Here is a 20,373-nt window from a genome sequence, read left to right on the forward strand (position 1 = left end):
CTCCAGAGCCCAAGACACAAAAATCCAGTTACGCAAGAGTCCTACAAACGGATCCTGCTTTAAAAATTGCGATACGCGCCAAAAGACGCACATCCCTCATTGCACCAGGCTGCACATAGATAACCTGATTGGCAAAGCACAAGGCAAGGCCATCCGCAGGCACATATCTTGCACCGAACAGCCCGGCTGGCGCCATCAGCTTGCCCACCAGTAACCCTGGGGCAGCGACGACGACATGGCACGGCCCGCCATCCAGCGAAACCAAAGGTGTTGAAAATCAAACAGGGAGGGATGCTCCCGTCACTTTACGTCAAGGGAGCTTTGCCAGGATCAATTGCGAGCCGCCTGAGAGGCGCCTGGCAAAAAATCGGTGAGAATGCATCCCTGCACAAAATAGGCGCCGATCATAGCAGCTCAAAGAGCGTCGAAAAACATCCCCAGGCCACTCTTGGTGCAAAAACCGGTCTAAGTCGTTGATCCTCCACATGCCCAAGCCGCCCATCAATCACTTTTGTTGACTTACCAGACCTCTCGTGTACGCTTGGTGCGCCCCTGTTTATCAGCTGCGGCTGCACAACAGTTCGGCTGTTCAAAAGATTCGGAGCGTTATAAAGAAGTAAATAGGGAAGCTCTGCTTCGAAGTACTCCAGTCAGATTAGGAAGTCGATAAAGTGAAGGATTGGAGAGATACCGTAGTCTCGCCGAACACTCCGTTGCGCGAAGCGATTGTCCGCATCGACGCCTGTGGGATGCAAATGGCGCTGGTGTTGGATGATGAGGAAAAACTGGTCGGACTACTCAGCGACGGTGACGTGCGCCGGGCAATCCTCAAGGAAGTCCACTTGGAAACGCCTGTTGCCGAGGTGATGAATCATGCGCCGCAAACTGCGCACGCGACATCTTCCAGTAACGAACAATTGAACCTGATGCGCCGTGGGGTTCTGCACCACCTGCCACTTCTGGATGACGAACAGCGCGTCGTCGGCTTAGCCACTCTCGATGCCCTGACGGGCATACTTGAACGCCCAAACTGGGTGGTATTGATGGCTGGCGGCCTGGGACAACGGCTGCGCCCCCTGACAGAACACTGTCCAAAACCGATGCTGATGATTGCCGGAAAGCCCATATTGGAGTGCATTCTGGAGAGTTTCATCGAGCAAGGGTTTCGCAACTTCTTCCTCTCCGTTAACTACCTCGCCGAAGTAGTACGCAATCACTTCGGGGATGGCAGCAAATGGGGTGTGCGAATTCGCTATCTGGAAGAAAACAAACGGCTAGGCACAGCAGGCGCGTTGTCGCTACTGCCCAAACGCCCGGATCACCCTATTCTGGTAATGAATGGCGATCTCTTGACCCATGCACGCTTCGACGATTTGCTGCAGTTTCATGAAGATCACAACGCCGAAGCCACGATGACAGTACGCGAGTACGACTTTCAGGTGCCCTACGGGGTAGTGAAGGTCGATGGCTCGACCATTACCGGCATTGATGAAAAACCGATACACAGCTTTTATGTCAACGCGGGCATCTACGCCATTTCGCCTTCAGTGCTCGACCAGATTCCTTCTGGCACTTTTTACGACATGCCGACAATGTTCGAGGACTTGATCGCGGCCAAAAGAGCCACGACGGCATTTCCTCTGCGCGAGTACTGGCTTGACATTGGTCGCATCGAAGAATTCGAACGAGCACAACATGAATGGTCTGCGCAAAAAACCGAAAGGCAGCCTGCAAACTAACGCCAAACAGCACAGTGAATTTTCCATGAAAAAAATGCTTTTGCTTCTGACTATTTTGACCGCTACCGCTGGCAGCATTGCTGGCTGCGATCAATCGTCCGACAAACAAGGACAGGCTCTTGGCCGCCCCGCCAAAGCGACCCCTGCGGTAACCCTTGAAAATCAGGCGCTTGAACTTGCACTGTCTTCGCCTGAAGGCGCTGCACAATTGGCTGCAAAATCCCCGGAAACCGTTGCCGTCGCGGCAATGCAAGCGTCTGAAAAGGCGCTCTCTGAAATCAAGTCCTCGCCGGAGTCGGCAATGCTGAGGCTTGATGCCTACGTGCAGCTTGCATCGGCCGCTTCTGCAGCAGCCCCGCAGTCACAAGTTGCGAAAGACGCAGCCCAAAAGGCCAAGAGCGCCAAATTGCGTGCCACAGCGGCAATCAAGGATGCTAAATAGATAGCAACCTTACCAAAAAGTGTGGCGGGCGAGTCGTTACCACGAGTAACTCAGTTTCGACCGCTCCATGAACTGTGCAACGGTCGACGGCAACACTCAGAGACCTGCGAGCCGCGTTTTTTGCGAAAGAATTTCTATCCTAGTTTTCCAACACATAACGACTTCATTAGCTTAGCGACGGAGATGTCAGGACGATGCACGCAACAAAAGGTGAGGAATGAAATTGGGCTCTCCACTCCCTGGCAAAAATGTGCTTTTTGTCGTAAACGAAGCCGGGGAGTTCGTCGAGCTTCGCCGTGTCGCAGTAGCTGCCAAGATGGCAGGCTACGACGTCAGCTTCCTTTTCGTACAAGCGGGCTATATCAACCTCAAGCCTGACCGTGCGTTTTGCCGCATGAACGGCTTCGGTGCTTACTACCCGGGGCGTCCGTTGAAACGCTCTCTATTGTCGATGAAGTACGAAAAGATCGCGAAGGAGCTTGAAAACGGTTATATCCCTCACTCCTTGGTGCAAAAGGCCAATCCCAAAGGTCGAGCATTCACATGGGCCGGCCTGATTCTGACGACAGTGCTCAGTCCATTTTTCAAGCTGCACGACTTCGCCACGCGCACCAAGCAAAAGCGCACGGAAAAAGCCAACAGCAAAAACTTCCAACCGTTTAACTACGCGCGTCAGTTATATAAAGTCCTCAAGCCTTCAATGGTGGTTTTCGGCCAGGAATTCCCGGGTTCGGTGAATACCCTGCTGACGAAAATCTGCAACAAAGATAACGTCCCAACACTGATCGTCCCGTTCGCCGTAGGCACGGCCAAGGAAATGGTCGAAAGCCTTTCCGACAAACCGATGTACGAAGCGGACAGGAATATCCTTAACAAACTGGCGGCGTTTCTGTTTCCGCACTGGGTCAACTACTACGCCTCGAAGAAACTCCTTCGTCTGCCCGGCCAGCGCATATTCTTGCTGGAAGCCTTCGGTTTTGCACCGGAACACCCCTGGATCCCCAATAACAGCAGCGTGACCTGCATCGCCGTCGAAAGCCCGGAAATGGAGCGTTACTATCGCCGCATGCGCTTCCCGGAGAAACAGTTGCGCTTGACGGGGGCCGCATACGACGACGTCATGCATGCCGCAAGAGAGTCGCAAACCGCCCGAGAGCGTATTTTCCGACGACTGCGCCTGGATCCTGCAAAGCCTTTGCTCGTCTGTGCCTGGCCCACCGACCAATATGGCTCACGCAGCATCCCAATGGAGTTCCAGGACTACAAGGCACTGTGCAAGGCCTGGGCTAAAGCCCTCGCAAGCGTCAGTCGCTTTACTGATTTCAATGTGGTAATTCGTCCACACCCCGTCACCGACCCCGAACTGTTGAGTGAAGTCCTCAGGCCCTATCGCCTGCATCACCGGGTGACCGATATCGACACACTTGAACTCGTTCCCGCGTGCGACCTGTTTGTCGCGTGCGTGTCGTCCACTCTGCGCTGGGCCACGGCGTGTGGAATTCCAGCTATCAACTATGACTGCTACGACTACGGCTATACCGACTTCGATAACGCCAAAGGCCTTGTTACGACCAACCGCTACAGCGTCTTCCAATCGACCCTGGAGCAATTGACCGACAACAAGGAAGCGTACGCCGAGGCCCGAGCCAATCAAATTGAATGCGCTCATGAATGGGGCCTGCATGACGGTAAATCGATGGCGAGAATTATCGACCTGTTCGACGAACTGACCAGCGCTCAGCCTCTTTCCACCCCCTCAACCAGAACCTGACCCTCATGAGTACCGAAGAAAAAATCCGCCCGCCTCTCAAGGAAACGGTCGTCAACAATTCCCGCCGTTTCGACCTGCGCGGACTGATCAGAACCCTATGGGATTTTCGATTACTGTTGTGGGTATTCTGCAAGCGGGATCTGAAGGGGCGTTATACGCAAACGATATTCGGCTTGGGCTGGGTCGTTCTGACCCCACTCATTACCGTTGGCGTATTCGTTATCGTGTTCGGCATCATGGTCAAGGTGCCGACCGATGGGCTCCCCACCATTATGTTTTACCTGGTGGCGGTCATACCCTGGTACGCCTTCATGAACGTCCTTAACCCCTCGGTCCAGATGATCGAAGGCAACGCAGGCCTGATCACCAAGGTCTACTTCCCTCGCCTGCTCATTGGCGGCGCCTACGCCGTAGGCGCGGCCGTTGACTTCCTGATCGCCTACACGTTACTGATTACGCCGTTCGCCATTATCTATGACGTCTGGACGATTCAATTGCTGCTCATCATGCCGCTGCTGCTGGCCTGCACACTCATGACAGGCCTGGGCATAGGTCTGATGCTCGCACCGTTAAATGCCAAGTATCGAGACGTGAAACATTTGGTCCCGCTGGCATTACAACTTTTTTATTACTCAACACCTGCCATTTACCCGGTCTCGGCTGTCCCGCCTTGGGCTAAACCCTGGTATGCAGTCAACCCACTCTCTCTGGTAATTACCGGTTACCGTGATGCCATGCACGGACATTGGCCAGCACAATCCACCCTGCTTACGCTTATTGCCATTGCAGTGACTTGCTTCTCGGTTGGCGTCTTTATATTCCAGCACTTCGATAAAAATGTGGTAGACACCCTATGACGTGGGCTATTCGTTGCGAGAACGTTTCCAAACTTTATCGGATCGGCAAGTCTAACGTTACAGCCGCCGAAATGATCAATATGCGTATTCGGTGGATGCTCGGTCGAGTCATTAACCCGATGCAAAAGTCGAAAACTGCGAAACCGGTGGAAACCACTCACGAATCGCACACCATTCTCGACGCCACGCAGACCCAAGACGCGCCCCCCAATCACTTCTGGTCTCTGAAGGATGTGGACCTGGAGATAAAACAAGGTGATCGAGTCGGTATTATCGGTCCCAACGGTTGCGGCAAAAGTACACTGCTGAAAATCCTGTCCAGAATCACATCCCCCTCCCATGGTGGCTTTCGTTTCCGTGGACGCTTGATCAGCCTGTTGGAGATCGGCACAGGATTTCACGGCGATCTCAGCGGTCGCGAAAACATCTACCTGAACGGCTCGATCATGGGCATGAAACCTCAGGAAATCAGCCGCCGTATCGAGGAAATCATCGAGTTCTCAGAACTCGGCGAACTGATTGACACGCCGGTGAAGCGTTATTCCTCAGGCATGTATGTGCGCCTCGCCTTTTCCGTGGCAGCGCACCTTGAGTCCGAGATTCTCATCGTCGATGAAGTTCTGGCGGTCGGTGATGCCGCGTTCCAGAGACGCTGTACCGAAAAAATGCTTCAAGTAGCCGACCAGGGACGCACACTGCTGTTCGTCAGCCACGATATGGATGCCGTCAACCGTATCTGCAATAGAGCCGTACATATGGCTCACGGCCGTATCATCAACGACAGCAAAATCGAACTGCCAAAAAGCGACGAAGACCCGCAACTTTCTACACAAAGCGTTTCAGACATCACCCGTTCTTATATACGTTCAGGCATTCAACTGACGCCGGCAGTCACTTGGGCTGAGGCCAGCGCGCCGATGTTTGACGACTGTGTAAGGCTCGATTCGATCATGGTGCTTGATCACAACGGCAATCCGAGCCCCGAATTTGACGTAAAGGAAGAGTTTGTCATCGAAGTCAAGTTCACGGTACTTGAGGCGAAGTGGCCGATTAATGTGCACCTTCACCTGAAAGACCTGGCGGGCCATTATGTCCTGGTGAGCATGGACAACCTGTACACAGGAAGCGAAATCCGGGCCGTGGGACAATATGTCGAGCGCTGCACCGTGAAGTCGCCGCTGCTCAATGTTGGGGACTATCGCATCGATGTCGAACTGTGGCCTGGCGCTGAAATCGACCACCGGATCATCAAACAGGCCGTTATCAGCTTTACCGTTGCCGATGACAGTGAGGCGACCGGGGTTCGTGGGAACTGGCCCAACGCATGGCCCAACTGCATGGTGCGGCCTCACCTGTCCTGGGACGTAGATATGCCCGTAAACCGTCAGGCGCGATAGTCAGTGGTCGCGGACAATGCGCACGCCCTTTCCCCCGCCTCTCGGGGGAAAGAGGTAATTTTGATCTCGTCTCCACATCAACTTTTACATGCTCTCTGCGCGCTACGCTTCGATAGAGAATCCAGGAATATTGCAAGAGAAAGCCCCGCCACTCTCGTGCTCTGGTCCTATCAACTAATGGACCACTCACCACACTCACAAAGCCGGCAATTCTTTGATGCTGCTCTTAAAAGTTTCCCGTTCGTCACCGCAGTGCTGCCATCCCTGAAAGAACGAAAAGGGCCTCTGTCACCGTACCGAAAATTGTCAAAACGCTCTGAGTGGCTCCGTGAGTACTTGAATATCACTCCCGGAGAATGCCCCGCGTTCTACTACGCACACGATGCCAGTTCAGAACATACTGCGCAGGCGTTCATGCAGGCTTTAGCAGCAAAACGGAACATCTGTTATGGAGACTCGCCTGGCTTTCTCTATCCACCCACAAAACCCCCTGCCCCGGCCTTTGATGTAAGCCTTCGTGGGCTTAAACATTTGTTTTGGTTCAGCCGTGTCAACATCGACAGCGAATGGCTTGCAGCAGAGAGAGCGTTGACCGTCATCGATTTTGACGACCTGGACCGCACCCTTCCCGGCCCCGAACACAGCATCATACCTACCGAAATCCTCGTCCAGACGCTCAGCACCCTGAAAAGATTTTTTGCACCCGTACTCCAGCTTGAACAGGAAATTGCCACAAGATCAAAAACAGAGCCATCCTGGTTACTCATCCTCAGCAACTTCACGAGCAGTAAACTGACTGATGAGTCTGACGAGCTTGAACTGTATGTACAAATCTGCAGAAAATACGTGACGCCGGGCAGCACCCTATTTATTAAAAAACACGCCGGAACGCCTGCCACATTCATTGCGCAGCTAATACAGCAACTTGATAACTATAATGCAAAAAAACTGCCTGACAGCCTGGATTGCCTGCCGATCGAGTTCCTAGGTCACGTACTCGAATCTTGCGGCATTATTTCCGTTTCATCCGCATCAGCGCTACTGAGCTTATTGCAAGCCCCCCATCTTATTCACGCACTGACTGCGCAAAACATTGATAAGTTCTTCAGGCCCGCCCACAAAGAATATATGACTCTGGCCAACGAAAAAATACTAAAAAACACCAGACAGACCTCAGCACCACTTCGCCCAACACCTCTAAGAATTAAATAATGCTCCGTCTCAATATAAAAGCCGCTACTCCCATATTTATTGCTGCACTGATAGTCCTCAGCGTTGCAACGCTGATCATTTCCCTGCACAAGGAGACTTACGACGACGCTACTATTATTGAAAGCATTCCCTACACCATCAGTCGGCCAGGAAACTATAGGCTTGAGCGGTCATTGAACAGCGATCGTAACGGCATTGAAATCCTTGCCAGCAATGTCACCATCGACCTTAATCAAAATACAATCACCGGACCGACTGACGGCGACAATACCGGATTCGGTATTTTTTCGTTCGGCCAAAGCAATATCACCATAAAAAATGGACGTATTCGCGGTTTCCAGTACGGAGTATATCTTTCCGGCCTCTCCGATCTCGCCACTCACTCTTCAATGCTGGAAGGACGCGATCATTTAGTCGAAGGCATGAATATTCGCTTCAGTACATTCAGAGGCATTCGGGTTGAGGGTGAGAATTCAGTCATTTCTGACAATATGGTCTCGGACATCGGTGGCGACACGACTACTGACAACGCTTATGCCATGGGCATCGAAACTTATGGCAAAGAGGTCCTCATTCAAAACAACAGCATCATGGAAGTAAGAGGCCAAGGCATTCAGGATATCAGTGAGGGAGTAGGCATTTCACTCTCGCGCTATGGCGAAGGCAGTGTCGTAGACAATAATCGCGTCGCCAATCGGGAGCTCGAAATAAGCAGCACATCTCCCGCCTGGAAAAGCAGATCAAGGTCTACTTACGGCATATGGGTAGGTGGCGATGGCATCAGGGATGTCGTCATCAGCAACAATCGGGTCAACAACTTCAAGCAAGGAATAACGTTTAAGCGATCCGAGTCGGGCTCTTTTCTTGGCAACCGGGTCACCAATGCGTTTATCCCTTATTACCTCCCCGACAATCACGACAGAACAAGAGTGGCAGATCTAGGGCAGAATACTTCGGATGAAGAGACTCTTGATTTGAAACCGGGCCGGGCAACACCCGGCCAAATCGAAACCGTGGAGCCCCCTTACCTGACCTACCTTTCACCGCTGCACCGTCGCTCCAACCCGGCCTTTCTTCCTCGACCGAATCCATCCAACGGTGACGACATCATCATTGGAATCGGCGAGCGGAATATGGTCGATTACTGGTCCCCGATCGACCCAAGCAAGCCCGACAACCCCGTATTCATTGATCTGGCCGCAGGACGAGCGTCTGGCGGCGGTGGTAACGATCGTCTGATCAACATTCGAGGCGCCCAGGGTTCGCCCTACAACGACGTGATCCTCGGCGATGCCCACGACAACTTGCTGGCTGGCGGAGGTGGCAACGATCGTATTGAAGGCGGGGAAGGAAATGACTATCTCTATGGTGATGATGGAGACGACGAGCTTTTTGGCGGCCCAGGTGATGATGTTCTGGATGGGGGTGAAGGCAACGATATCCTGTGGGGTGGCCCTGGCGCTGACACTTTTATTTTCTGGAAAGGCAGCGGTGGCGGAGAAACTATCATTGGAGACTTTTCAGGTAGTGCCGGTGAGCAAGATAGAATTGACCTTGCAGGTATTTTAGCTACCTTCGAAGACGTACTGGATGCCTCGGTAGAGGTGGGCGACAACTTGCTTATCACGCTGAACGCAGATGATTCAATCTTGCTGCTCAATATAAAGAAAGAAGAACTCACCCCAGCTGACTTCATCTTCTGACATAGACATACAACTATCAGGCGCTTGCCAACCGGCTCGCGCCGCCGTTTTCTATACGCGGCGCATAATTACCGCGACCACCAGACCGAGATTCCCGATCAGCGTCTGACGATAGACTCCTGAGCGCATAAAACCCCAAAGCCGCCCAAAAAACCTATTCTTTCTCGCCTCGGAAAATCGCTCAAGGATCTTTCTGTTTTCCGCGGTGAACCGATGGCTGATTACCTGCAACGAAACAATATTGTTATCAATCCAGCGCTGATAACGTCCACGCCAAAGTTCCTTTGCACGTTTACTGTTGTTACGAAACCCACGATTGGTACCGATGCAATTCAAACTGTGCTGGCGATAACGCACAGTGGGCGTTGAGTCATAATAAATTCGACCATTACAACCGCTGACAATCATGTAAGCCCACCAATCGTGAGACGCCGCAGGCACACGATCACCCGCCTCACGGATCAGATCCATCAGTGCCTGGTTGAAAACCATGGTATTTCCACCTGCAATATTTTGAACGAGTGCGTTCTGAAATGTTGCAGGCTTTGAAAAAAATGAGGAAAAACCGATACTCTGGCCATGCTCATCAATTAGCTCAGTGCGCGAACAATAGAGTGCCGGCACAGAACTATCGCCACCGGCAAGCTTATCTACAGCTATCTGGAGTTTATCCTCATTCCAAATATCATCCTGATCGCACCATGCATAATAGTCGGCATTTACATCAGCTCGACAACTAACGGATAAAAAATTCCGGGCAAATCCCTCAACTGGGCCGTGAGTCAGTTCAATGCACTCATGCCCCAAGCGCTCAACGTGAGCTGTAACGATGGCTCGTGTAGAATCACTGGAGCCATCGTCAGAAACATAGATTTTAAAGTTCTGATGGGTTTGACGAGAAATTGAAGCTATTTGCTCTTCGAGGAAGCGTTCACCATCTCGTGTGCACAACAATACGGCGACAGAAGCAGTAGCAGCCAAGCCCACACCATCCATTGGTACGTGATCGGGATCTAAACCTTTTGAAATCCTGTTTACAGTCACGTTTCGTAAATCCCCAAAATCCAAGTATCAGTGCCGATAGCAATAAAAATTTGCGTTTCACAAGCCGAGAATACTTTCGAGCTGTTTCTCTAGCGTAAAGTTCAAATTCGATACGCACAAAAAGCGCGACCAGCGCAAATCAGAAAAATCCGTTCTCGAATTGGCATTTTCCACTCCAGCTGTACGATTGTCTATCCTACTCTGAGTGAAAATCGATTCTCTAACACATTGCAAATTGCCACTAGTCAAATGTTCACCACTTTCCATGTAGGAAATACCTTACACATACGGCGGCAGACCTTGTTAGACGAAACAGCAGTAGCCCTCAAAAACTCATGAATTGAAGGCCCTTAATATTTTTCTGGCGCCCTATAAATGGGAGTTTCGTCCAGTATTTATTGGCATTCACCTCAAAAACACAATTTTCGAAATGTAAAAAGCGCTCTAATACCCTCCTGTCGATTGGTTTTAAAGATCCTGGAGTTCGCAATGCCCCATGAAGGCAATCTGTTACAAGCAGCCGTGGTGTTCCTGCTCGCCGCCGTGCTGACCGTGCCCCTGGCCAAGCGCCTGCAATTGGGCGCAGTGCTGGGTTATCTGTTTGCCGGTGTGATCATCGGCCCGTCGGTATTGGGCCTGATCGGTAACCCGCAAAGCGTCGCGCAGTTCTCCGAACTGGGCGTGGTGTTGCTGCTGTTTATCATCGGCCTGGAGCTGTCGCCCAAGCGTTTATGGGTGATGCGCAAGGCGGTATTTGGCGTGGGCCTGGCCCAGGTGCTGCTCACCGGCCTGGTCATGGGGGTGGTGGCGTTGTGGCTGTTTGGCCAGTCGTGGAACAGCGCCATCGTGCTCGGCCTTGGCCTGGCGCTGTCCTCCACCGCGTTCGGCCTGCAAAGCCTGGCCGAGCGCAAGGAGCTGAACCAGCCCCACGGGCGCCTGGCGTTTGCGATCCTGCTGTTCCAAGACATCGCCGCGATCCCGTTGATTGCCATGGTGCCGCTGCTGGCCGGCAGCGATCATCCGGCCACCGAAGCCCAGGGCCTGCAACACGTCCTGCAGATCCTCGGCAGTATTGCCGTGGTGATCATCGGCGGGCGCTACCTGCTGCGGCCGGTGTTTCGCATCGTCGCCAAGACCGGCCTGCGCGAAGTGTCCACCGCCACCGCCTTGCTGGTGGTGATCGGCACCGCCTGGCTGATGGAACTGGTGGGTGTGTCCATGGCCCTCGGTGCCTTCCTCGCCGGCCTGCTGCTGGCGGACTCGGAGTACCGCCACGAACTGGAATCCCAGATCGAACCGTTCAAGGGCCTGCTGCTGGGGCTGTTCTTTATCAGCGTGGGCATGGGCGCCAACCTCAGCCTGCTGCTCAGTTCACCGCTGGTGGTGATCGGCCTGACCCTGCTGTTGATCGGTTTGAAGCTGCCGCTGCTGTACGCCGTGGGTCGTATGGTGGGTGATCTCAACCGCGAAAGCGCCCTGCGCCTGGGTGTGGTGCTGGCGGCGGGCGGTGAGTTCGCCTTTGTGGTGTTCAAAATCGGCCGCGACCAGGGCCTGTTCGAACCGCACCTCTACGACGTGCTGGTGCTGACCATCACCCTGTCCATGGCCGTCACCCCGCTGTTGCTGCTGGTCTGCCCCAAGCTGTTCAAGCCCAAGGTCAAGCCGGTGGAAGTACCGGAGGAATATCGCACCATCGAAAGCGATGCGCCGCGCGTGGTGATCGCCGGCATGGGCCGTATGGGCCAGATCGTCGCGCGTATCCTGCGCGCGCAGAACATCTCCTTCATCGCCCTCGACACGTCGGTGGAAACCATCGAGCTGACCCGCAGTTTCGGCGGCATGCCGGTGTTCTACGGTGATCCGCAACGTCCGGAGATCCTGCACGCCGCCAAGGTCGACCAGGCGGAGTTCTTCGTGATCGCCATGGACGACCCGGAGATCAATATCAAGACCGCCGAACTGGTGCGCAACCTCTACCCGCATATGCAGATCATCGCCCGTGCGCGTAACCGCCAGCACGTGCACCGCCTGGTGGACCTCGACGCCTCGCCGGTTCGCGAGACCTTCTACTCCAGCCTGGAAATGAGCCGTCGCACCCTGGTGGGCCTTGGGTTGACCCAGGCCCAGGCCGACGCCCGCATCACCCGCTTCAAGCACCACGACCTGCAAGTGCTCGCCGCCCAGCACGCGGTGTACGACGATGCGGCCAAGGTGATGCAAACCGCCCAGGAAGCCCGGGCGGAACTGGCGCGACTGTTTGAGATGGATCGACTTGAGGAAGAGTCCGACAAGGTGTGAGGCTAAGGGCGAACGATATTGCGAATTTTCTGACAGAATGTGCCGCAATTTCGTTCACCCCTGGAGCGCTTCATGGCCACGTTCACCAAGACCGCTATCCTGCTGGCCCTCGCGCTGACCGCCGGCAGCGTCTTCGCCGCCGCCAAGCCGGCCACGCAAACCATTTCCACCTTGGGCGGTAAGTTCAACTTCAATCTGCCCAAGGCCTACGCCGCCGACACCCTCCCGACCGGCAAGGCCGAGGACGGCACCGCTGATACCCAAGGCACGATGTACGCCAACCAGAGCACGAAAAGTGTGGTGATCGTCGCCGAAACCGTGCGCAACGACGGCGTAACCATCAAGGACAACGACCCGCAGTTCCTCGATGGTGCCGTGGCCGGTTTCGTCAAGGACCAGAGTGCAGCCCTGCCCGACTTCAAGAAGCTGAGCGAGAAGAAACTGACCTTCAAGGGCCTCGGCCTGCGTCAGGTGGACAGCACCGCCACCCAGGGCGGCGGCAAGACCTTGAACTCCACGTTCCTCGGCGGCTCCGGCAACCACTTGTTGGTAATCCAGGCGATCTCGCGGGCCGATGATGCGAAGGGGCATGCAGAGCTGGTGAAGCAGATTACCGGCGGCAAATAACAAAGAGTCCTGACAACACCCATCAAAGGTCGGAGGGAGCTTACCCTAATGCCAGTCAGTTAAGCGTACATCGCCTCCTGTAGGAGCGAGCTTGCTCGCGAAAAACGTCAACGATAACGCGTGCCTCCTGAATGAACGCGGCGCCTGTGAGTTTTTCGCGAGCAAGCTCGCTCCTACAAAAAGCCTTAACTGACGGGCATTAGGGCAAGCCCCTTCCCACCTTCATTCAGCGTGCTCACTTCAAATTCGTTTCCAGCCACGCTTTCAAGTCCTGCACCTCCGCCTCACTGACCGTGTGGTTCATCCCCGGATAGCCATGAAACTCCGGCTTCAATCCAAGCCCCACCAACACCTCATTTGCCCGCGTCGCCGAGGCATAGGGCAGTGCCTGGTCCAGGGTGCCGTGGCCGATAAAGATCGCCAGTTTATTCAAGCGCTCATCCGGCTTGAGCTCAGCCTTGAGCACCGGCAGCACGCTGCCACTCAGCGCGGCAATGCCACGCACCAGCTGCGGGTCACGTAAAGCCACCTCATACGCCATAATCGCGCCCTGGCTGAACCCCACCAGGAATACCCGGTCAGGCTGGGTGTGATACTTGGCGGTGGCCTGGCCGACAAAGTCCTTGATCAGCTTGGCGCTGCTGTGCAAATCGGCGGTCACACCATCGTAATCGCCGTCACCCGGGGCCTTGGTAAACCAGCGAAAGCCACTTGGCTGCACCGGTGTCGGCGCACGGGCCGACAGGTAGGTCCAGGTGGACGGCAGTGCGTCCTTGATGCCGAACAGGTCTTCCTCATTGCTGCCGAACCCGTGCAGGAAAATCACCAGCGGCTCGTTGCGCGCATCGCCCTGGGTCTGTTCCAGATACGCCAGCGGCAAATCGGTGTGCAACTCGGAATCGGCGTGGGCAACGCCGGCCACCAGGGCCAGCGCGAGGGCAAGCAGTTTGAGCATGGGACGTGACCTCATGGTTTGCGCAACAAGTAAGTGTCCATGATCCAGCCATTCTCCAGGCGCGCCGCCTTGCGCACCCGTTCGATCTGTTCCGCCACTTCACTGACCTTGCCGCTGATCAATATCTCATCCGGCGTGCCCAGGTAGGCGCCCCAGTAAATCTCCAGGTCCTGATGGGCCACCGTGCGGTAGGAATCTTCAGCGTCGAGCATGACCACCAGGGTATCGGCCTCGCTGGCCTGCCCCGCCGCCAGGCGACGCCCGGTGGTGATCTCGATGGACTTGCCGATACGGTTCAACGCCACCTTATGCTGGGCCGCCAGGGCCTGCACACTGGTAATGCCGGGAATCACCTCGAATTCAAAGACGCAGCGGCCACTGGCCAGGATCGCCTGCAGGATGCGAATGGTGCTGTCGTACAGCGCCGGGTCGCCCCAGGCCAGGAAAGCGCCCACTTCATCGTCGGCCATTTCCTCGTTGATCATGCGTTCGAAGGTGGCCTGCTTGTCGCGGTTGAGGTCCTGCACGGCGGTGGTGTAGTCGATCTCACCGCGCACGCGCTCGGGGCAGTCGGCCTCGACAAAGCGGTAGCCGGGTTCGGTGATATAGGTCTCGCAGATCTCACGGCGCAGGTCGATCAGCTTGTCCTTGCTCTGGCCCTTGTCCATCAGGAAAAACACGTCGGTGCGGTTCAGCGCCTTCACGGCCTGCATCGTGATGTAGTCAGGGTTGCCGGCGCCAATGCCGATGATCAGGATGCGTTTCATGGGTTGCTCTCATTGCGGGGCGTGGATTTTGCCATGTTCACGCACTCAGGCGTGAGTTTCCAGGCGCAGGCGCCACACCGTGTTGAAGCGCAGCTCGGTGGCGGACAGCGGCTCGACGTCGATCCGGTAGAACATCGACACCGGGCACTGCATGACATGCAGCAACGCGGCGCGGATGACAAAGGGATGGGTGATGGCCACGATGTGCCCCGGTTGGGCCTCCAGGGTTTGCATCCACTGCGCCACCCGCCTGCACACCTGATCGACCGACTCGCCGCCATGGGGCGCGCTGGCACTGTTGGTCAGCCAGACCTGTAATTCGTCGCTGTCGACATGACTAAGGCGTTGGCCTTTCCACCGTCCCAAATCGCCATCACGCAGCGCGTCGTCAATGACCGCCTCACGGCCATACAAACCCGCCGTCTGCCGGGCACGTAACTCAGGTGCACAGAGCAAATGTGTGTGTTTTGGATAGCGATTGACCAGCGATAACGCCGCGCCTTGCCAGTCCATTGCAACGCACTCGTCATCAGCAAAGCGCCCCTGTTTTTGCAGGGACGTTGCGGCATGGCAGATCAAGGTCAGGCGGGTGGCTTGCATTGCGGGTCGCTGATACGCAGAGATCGAGGCGTCCAAGCCTGGCGCAGTTAACCCGATGACGCAACGCCTTCGTTCCCACGCGGAGCAAGGGAACGATCATTGGCCGCGCACTGCAGCGCTAGTCAAACCACTCCCGCCGCCCCTCGAACGTGCCGACGATCAACTCGACGATCATCTGCACCGCCTCGGGATGGCGCACCTGCGCATTCACCGCCAGCCACACCTGGCGCTGCATGCTGTCCTCGGCCAACAACCCCGGCAACGCCACCAGCCCCCGGTCGAAGCTGCTCATGTAGTGCGGCAGCAAACCGATGCAGGCGCCGCAGCGGATCATCTCCAGCATCAGCGAATAGGCATGCACCTGCACCACCGCCGCCTGGCGTTGTTGCACCACCTGGTTCCACGGCTGCAGGGCCTCGACCTGGGCGTCCGGCTGCCATTGCACCAGCATGTAGTCAGCCAGGTCTTCCACGCTGTCCGGGCGCGTGGTCAGGCGTGAATAGCGCTTGGCGATATGCGGCAGGTACCGCAATCGCGCCAGCGCCCGCGGCGGTTCGGTGACGAAGCTCGGGCCGGGCACCGGGCCGTCGGTGTCCGCCAGCCACAGCACCACATCCACGTCCACCGCTTGCAGGGACAGGTGGCTGTCGAGGGAGATGATCTCCAGGCGCACGCTGGCATTGCGGCGCAGCAAGGCGATCAGGTCGCGGCCGAGGATGTCGTGCAGGATCGGCTCGGCCACCGCCAGGCGAATCAGCGGCTGTTCCAGTACCGGCAGGCGCCGTTCATGGGCCAGGGCGATCAGTTGGGCTTGCAATTGCTGGCCGTCGCGGCTAAGCACCAGGCCGTTGCCCTGGTAGCTGAACAGCGCATGGCGCAGGTGTTCTTCCAGCTGGGCCAGGCGCTTGCGCAACAGGGTTGCCTTGATATTCAGGCTGCGCGCGGCCTGCATGAAACAGCCGCAGCGCGCACTCACCAGAAAGTAGCGGGCCACCTCCGGGTCGATCTCGCTGGCCAGGGCCAGCCAGGCACTGCGTGGCTCGGTAGGTGCACGGTAAGCAGTGGGCCCCTGTGGGGCAGACGGTTCAAGAAATGCCATGGGAGACTCCCTGTCTGGTTGGTCTGTGCATCCAATGCGGGTTGAGGCGTGTTACTCCAGCACTTTGTTCAACTCGGCGCCGTCGATACTCAAGGTCGCGGTGTTGAGCATGCCTTCCAGGTAGGCCTTGGCGATCTGTTCCTGGCGCTGGGCGCGCAGGGCCTGGGTCAAGCGTTCACGCAGCTCGTCCAGGGTGGCGGTACGCGCCGGCTGCTGGCCGATGAGCTTGAGCACATGGAACCCGGCCGGGCTCTGCACCACATCCGAGACCGCGCCGACCTTGAGCCGCGCCACCGCGCCGCGCACCTCCGGCACCAGTTGCTGCAACGGCTGCATCCCCGAATCGCCACCGCGCGCGGCACTGTCGGGGTCCTGGGAAAACTGCGTGGCCAGGGCGGCAAAATCAGCCGGCGCGGCCTGGGCCTTGCGGCTCAGTTCCTGGGCCTGGCGCCGTACGGCATCGAGGTGTTGCGGGTCATTCACCGCGAGGAAAATCTGGCTCACCTGGTACAACGGCGGCGTCACCCATTGCGCCTTGCCGCTGTCGTACGCCTGTTGCAGTTCGGCGGCGCTGGGGTAGTCCGCCGGTACCTGGCTGACCGACAGCATGTAGTCGCGAAACACGATCTGCTCGGCGGCGGCGCGGGTCTGCTGCTCCACCTCCGGGCGCTGGCGCCAGCCCTGGGCATCGGCCTGTTCAAGCACGGCTTTTTGCGCCAGCCTCGAGCGAATCCAGGTTTCCAGGGCGCCACGGTTGCCGCGCAGTTGCTCGCGGGATTCGGCCGGCAAGCTGGCCAGCACGCTTTTCAACTCCGCCAGGTCGATCTGCTGATTGCCCAGGCGCGCCACCGCTGGCCCGCTCGGCGCGGGATTGATCACCGGCGCCGGTTGCTGCGCCGCCACCGGGTCGCTGCCCGGCCGCATGCTCAACGCCACGGCCACCACCAGCACAGCCAGCGCCCCCGCGCCGAGCATCAGGGTTGGCTTTTTCACAGCACCGCCGCCTCTTCACCCACCGCGGCGGCCTGCAACTGCGCGGCCTGCTGGCTGTACTCACGCAGGTAGACGATAAATTCCTGCAACAGGCGATCCCACAATTCCAACTGGCTGCGCAGGTGCGTGACGCCAACCCCGGCCACCACCACGTCCATTTCCATCAGCAGGAACTCGCCCTGCACAGACAACCGCGCAAAGCGCCGCGAGGCGTTCCATACCGGGGCCAGGCCTTCGGGCAACTCGCCCTGCACCCGCAACGCGCAGCTGTAGGTGAAGTCCACATAGCTGCCCTGCTCCGCCGCCGGGTTGCCGAAGCGCACGGCGAAGCCGATGCCCTGGCTGGCGCTGAGCAACTGCACGATGCCGTTCTGTTCGCTCTGGTTAACCCGGTAGCCGGCGTCCTGCAACAGGTCGGTGAGGCTCTGGACGGTGACGCTGGTGATCAATTCACTCATGGTGATCTCTTCCTTGTCTATCAGTGATTGGCGGCTGCCTGGGGCGCATCAAAACGGCTCTTGTACAGATCGTCGCCAAAACCCTGGGCCAGTTCCTCGAACTTGACCCGTGCGCTGCTGGCGAACGGCTGGCGAATGCTCATCACCTCGGCCACATCGATTTTTTCGTAGGCCGCGAGCAACTGCTGGGCCACGCCGTACATCTGTTGATTCTTGACTGAACATTGCTGCACTTGTGTGTCACGTTCGCTTAAGGCCGCCTGCAAACGCGCGCGCTCGGCTTCCTTGCCCTTGGCCAGCACCAGCAGTTCGTCATAGGCCTTCTTGAACTTGCCGATCTGCTCGTTGCTCGCCGCCACCTGGGCTTGCGCCTGGCTGTGCAGGCTCTGTTGCTGACCGGCCAGTTGCTCGGCGGTGCCACGGGCCTTTTCCAGCTCGGCCGTCAGTTGCTTGATTTGCGCCTGGGCCTGTTTGGCCTGGTTTTCGGCGGCCAGCCGTGCGGCACTGGCCTGGGCCTGTTCGCTTTGCAGCGCCTGCAATTGCTGGGTGGTGCTGCGCAATTGCGTGCGCAGGCGCTCCTCCATGCCTTCGGCCGACGCGCCGGTGCTCACCAGCAGCAGTAACAGCGCGCAGATTCGTGTGTTCATGTGGCATCTCCCTGCGCATCAAAAGCGCGTGTTGAGTTCCAGTTGCATCACATCGACTTCGAACGGCTGGCCATACACTTCGGAGGCGCTCAACCAACGCGCACTGGCGTAGATGTTCTTGTCGATACCGTAGTTGCCGCCGATGAAATAACCCTTGGCGTTGGTGCCGCCCAGGTGGAACGACGAGTCGTTGAAGCCGTCGGGCAAGGCGTCGGGCTGGATGTACTTGTAGCCGGCCAACAGATTCCAGTCGCCGCGCTTGCGCATCTCCAAGGCGCTGCCGAGGGTGAACGAGACCATCAGCGCATTGCCGCCACTTTCAAACTGGCCGTTGCTGTTGATGTTGTTGACGATCTCGCCTTCGCTGCGCTTGAGCATCTCGCCCTTGTCGTAGGCCAGGTTGTGGATGAAGTTGGCCTGGCTGCGCAGCTTGAAGTCGCTGGGCAGTTCGCTGTCCCACACCAAGTTAAGGTCCAGCACATCGAACTTGGACGCCAGGCCTACGTATTGCGGGTCGGGCGTGCGGACAGGATCAGCCGGGTTGGTGGTGTTGTTGCGCAGGTTGAACACGGTGTTGCCTTTTTGCATGAAGGCCACGCGTGTGCCGTCGGTGTCGCAACCTGCCGCGCCCTGCCAGGTGGAGCAAGGGCTGGAGCGCTCGCCTTCGATGTCCTGAAACTGGTAATAAGCCGCGGCGAGTTTGAGGCGGTTGCTGCGGTTGATTTTCCAATCCGCGCCGATCTGCCCGCCAAACAGCCATTTGGTGTCGCTGTCTTCCTTGTCGATACCATTGGTGCTGGCAGTGTCGGAGGTGTACTCCACCGGGAAGGCGCCGAGGGTACCGAACAGGCCCCACTCGCTGTTGAGGCTGTGGTTGAAGATCGCCGCCACGCCGTCGAAGTTGAGGTCGTTGGAATACATCATGTCGGTGGAATAGAACGGGTTGCCGATGCGCCCGGCGGTCAACGTCATGTCGTCGGTGGTTTTCCAGCTCAGGTAACCCTGGTCGAGCCAGATGTCCTTTTTGCCAAAGCCGCCACCCAGGGTCTGGGTGGTGGACACCGGGTTATTGTCGGAGCCGGTGGCGATGCGAATGCCGGCGGTCCATTCCGGCGAAATCACCGCTTTCATGCCCAGGCGTGCACGCAGGCGGAACAGGTTCTCGCGGTCCTCGCGGGTGTTGAGCAGCGGCGGGAACTTGGTGTTGGAGTTCTTGTTGACGTCGTACGGGCCGGTGTCATTGAGCTTGGCAAAATCGGTGATGCTGTTGCTGTTATTGCCCGAGAAGTAACGCGACTCGTCGCGCAGACGAATATCGCCATCAAAGCTGATGCGCGAGATCCAGTCGGGGAACGTATTGGGCTGCGCCCAGTTTTCCTGCTTGGCGGTGGACATGACTTCGGCTTTGACCTGGTCGCGGATCTGGTCGCGCACCGCCTGCGGCACGTACTGCACGCGCACATCCCCAGGCGCGGTCGCCGGGCCGCTGGCAACCACCGGCGCGGCGTTGGCCTGGCGGGCCTGCTGGGCTTCCTTTTCGGCCTGGGCGATCAGCCCATTGGCGGTGTCCTGGGTCAGCACGCCTTGCTGCACCAGCAGGCGGATCAGGTTGATGGTGACGTTTTCCGAGGGCGCAACCGGGGCGGCAGCCGCCTGCCCGACCAGGGTCGCGATGACCATGCCAACCGCCAGGGTCAGTCGATTCACGGGGGAAATCATGTGTACGCAACTCCTGTAAAAAACCGTAGGTAAGAGGTTTCGTGC

At 57.1% G+C, this 20,373-nt stretch carries 18 protein-coding genes; 9 read left to right on the top strand and 9 right to left on the bottom strand.

The features are described from left to right. The first annotated feature begins 671 nt into the window (after positions 1 to 671). The 7 genes from BB029_RS15100 (at position 672) to BB029_RS15130 (ending at position 9,121) form a co-directional block, all read left to right on the top strand. Complete coding sequence (locus tag BB029_RS15100) at positions 672 to 1,739, top strand: nucleotidyltransferase family protein (protein WP_065939805.1); 1,068 nt, start codon at positions 672 to 674, stop codon at positions 1,737 to 1,739. Further along, the gene (locus tag BB029_RS15105; RefSeq protein ID WP_141157445.1) at positions 1,696 to 2,181 is read left to right on the top strand and encodes a hypothetical protein; all 486 of its coding nucleotides are present in this window, start codon (positions 1,696 to 1,698) and stop codon (positions 2,179 to 2,181) included. The genes BB029_RS15100 and BB029_RS15105 overlap by 44 nt, the downstream gene beginning before the upstream one ends. 217 nt (positions 2,182 to 2,398) lie before the next feature. After that, positions 2,399 to 3,952, top strand: coding sequence for a hypothetical protein (locus BB029_RS15110; RefSeq protein WP_065939807.1), 1,554 nt, complete (start codon positions 2,399 to 2,401; stop codon positions 3,950 to 3,952). Between the two features lie 5 nt (positions 3,953 to 3,957). After that, a complete protein-coding gene (locus tag BB029_RS15115) occupies positions 3,958 to 4,809 on the top strand; it encodes an ABC transporter permease (RefSeq protein ID WP_032885379.1) in 852 nt (283 codons plus the stop codon). Continuing rightward, the gene (locus BB029_RS15120; protein WP_065939808.1) at positions 4,806 to 6,206 is read left to right on the top strand and encodes an ABC transporter ATP-binding protein; all 1,401 of its coding nucleotides are present in this window, start codon (positions 4,806 to 4,808) and stop codon (positions 6,204 to 6,206) included. Before BB029_RS15115 ends, BB029_RS15120 begins: the two co-directional genes overlap by 4 nt. Positions 6,207 to 6,383: 177 nt before the next feature. Next, complete coding sequence (locus BB029_RS15125) at positions 6,384 to 7,418, top strand: polysialyltransferase family glycosyltransferase (protein WP_141696549.1); 1,035 nt, start codon at positions 6,384 to 6,386, stop codon at positions 7,416 to 7,418. Continuing rightward, positions 7,418 to 9,121: a right-handed parallel beta-helix repeat-containing protein gene (locus BB029_RS15130; RefSeq protein WP_065939810.1), complete on the top strand. Its 1,704-nt coding sequence runs from the start codon at positions 7,418 to 7,420 to the stop codon at positions 9,119 to 9,121. The genes BB029_RS15125 and BB029_RS15130 overlap by 1 nt, the downstream gene beginning before the upstream one ends. A 51-nt stretch (positions 9,122 to 9,172) precedes the next feature. Here BB029_RS15130 and BB029_RS32210 read toward each other — a convergent pair whose 3' ends face one another. Beyond that, positions 9,173 to 10,165 carry a glycosyltransferase family 2 protein gene (locus BB029_RS32210; RefSeq protein ID WP_256558294.1) on the bottom strand — a complete coding sequence of 331 codons (993 nt, stop codon included), beginning with the start codon at positions 10,163 to 10,165 and terminating at the stop codon, positions 9,173 to 9,175. 489 nt (positions 10,166 to 10,654) lie between these two features. Between BB029_RS32210 and BB029_RS15135 the strand changes: the two genes are divergently transcribed. Beyond that, positions 10,655 to 12,463, top strand: coding sequence for a monovalent cation:proton antiporter-2 (CPA2) family protein (locus tag BB029_RS15135; protein WP_065939811.1), 1,809 nt, complete (start codon positions 10,655 to 10,657; stop codon positions 12,461 to 12,463). A 72-nt stretch (positions 12,464 to 12,535) separates the two neighbouring features. Beyond that, positions 12,536 to 13,090, top strand: a complete 555-nt coding sequence (locus tag BB029_RS15140) for a hypothetical protein (protein ID WP_065939812.1) — start codon at positions 12,536 to 12,538, stop codon at positions 13,088 to 13,090. Between the two features lie 235 nt (positions 13,091 to 13,325). Here the strand turns inward: BB029_RS15140 and BB029_RS15145 are convergent, their stop codons facing one another. From BB029_RS15145 to BB029_RS15180, 8 genes are all read right to left on the bottom strand, one after another. Further along, positions 13,326 to 14,045, bottom strand: coding sequence for an alpha/beta hydrolase (locus tag BB029_RS15145; protein WP_065939813.1), 720 nt, complete (start codon positions 14,043 to 14,045; stop codon positions 13,326 to 13,328). Positions 14,046 to 14,056: 11 nt separating this feature from the next. Continuing rightward, complete coding sequence (gene cobF / locus BB029_RS15150; protein ID WP_065939814.1) at positions 14,057 to 14,812, bottom strand: precorrin-6A synthase (deacetylating); 756 nt, start codon at positions 14,810 to 14,812, stop codon at positions 14,057 to 14,059. Between the two features lie 45 nt (positions 14,813 to 14,857). Continuing rightward, positions 14,858 to 15,412 carry a histidine phosphatase family protein gene (locus tag BB029_RS15155; RefSeq protein WP_065939815.1) on the bottom strand — a complete coding sequence of 185 codons (555 nt, stop codon included), beginning with the start codon at positions 15,410 to 15,412 and terminating at the stop codon, positions 14,858 to 14,860. 118 nt (positions 15,413 to 15,530) lie between these two features. Next, the gene (locus tag BB029_RS15160; RefSeq protein WP_065939816.1) at positions 15,531 to 16,511 is read right to left on the bottom strand and encodes a LysR family transcriptional regulator; all 981 of its coding nucleotides are present in this window, start codon (positions 16,509 to 16,511) and stop codon (positions 15,531 to 15,533) included. A gap of 51 nt (positions 16,512 to 16,562) precedes the next feature. Continuing rightward, positions 16,563 to 17,504: a peptidylprolyl isomerase gene (locus BB029_RS15165; RefSeq protein ID WP_065939817.1), complete on the bottom strand. Its 942-nt coding sequence runs from the start codon at positions 17,502 to 17,504 to the stop codon at positions 16,563 to 16,565. After that, positions 17,501 to 17,962: a YbjN domain-containing protein gene (locus tag BB029_RS15170; RefSeq protein WP_065924373.1), complete on the bottom strand. Its 462-nt coding sequence runs from the start codon at positions 17,960 to 17,962 to the stop codon at positions 17,501 to 17,503. The genes BB029_RS15165 and BB029_RS15170 overlap by 4 nt, the downstream gene beginning before the upstream one ends. Positions 17,963 to 17,982: 20 nt before the next feature. Next, positions 17,983 to 18,609 (bottom strand): hypothetical protein, encoded by a 627-nt coding sequence (locus BB029_RS15175; RefSeq protein ID WP_027607530.1) that lies wholly within the window; start codon positions 18,607 to 18,609, stop codon positions 17,983 to 17,985. A gap of 18 nt (positions 18,610 to 18,627) precedes the next feature. Further along, entirely contained in the window at positions 18,628 to 20,328 is a 1,701-nt protein-coding gene (locus BB029_RS15180) for a putative porin (RefSeq protein WP_065939818.1), read from the bottom strand. Positions 20,329 to 20,373: the final 45 nt, after the last annotated feature.

The sequence above is a fragment of the Pseudomonas sp. S3E12 genome (assembly GCF_001702295.1).
Taxonomy (GTDB): Bacteria; Pseudomonadota; Gammaproteobacteria; order Pseudomonadales; family Pseudomonadaceae; genus Aquipseudomonas; species Aquipseudomonas marginalis.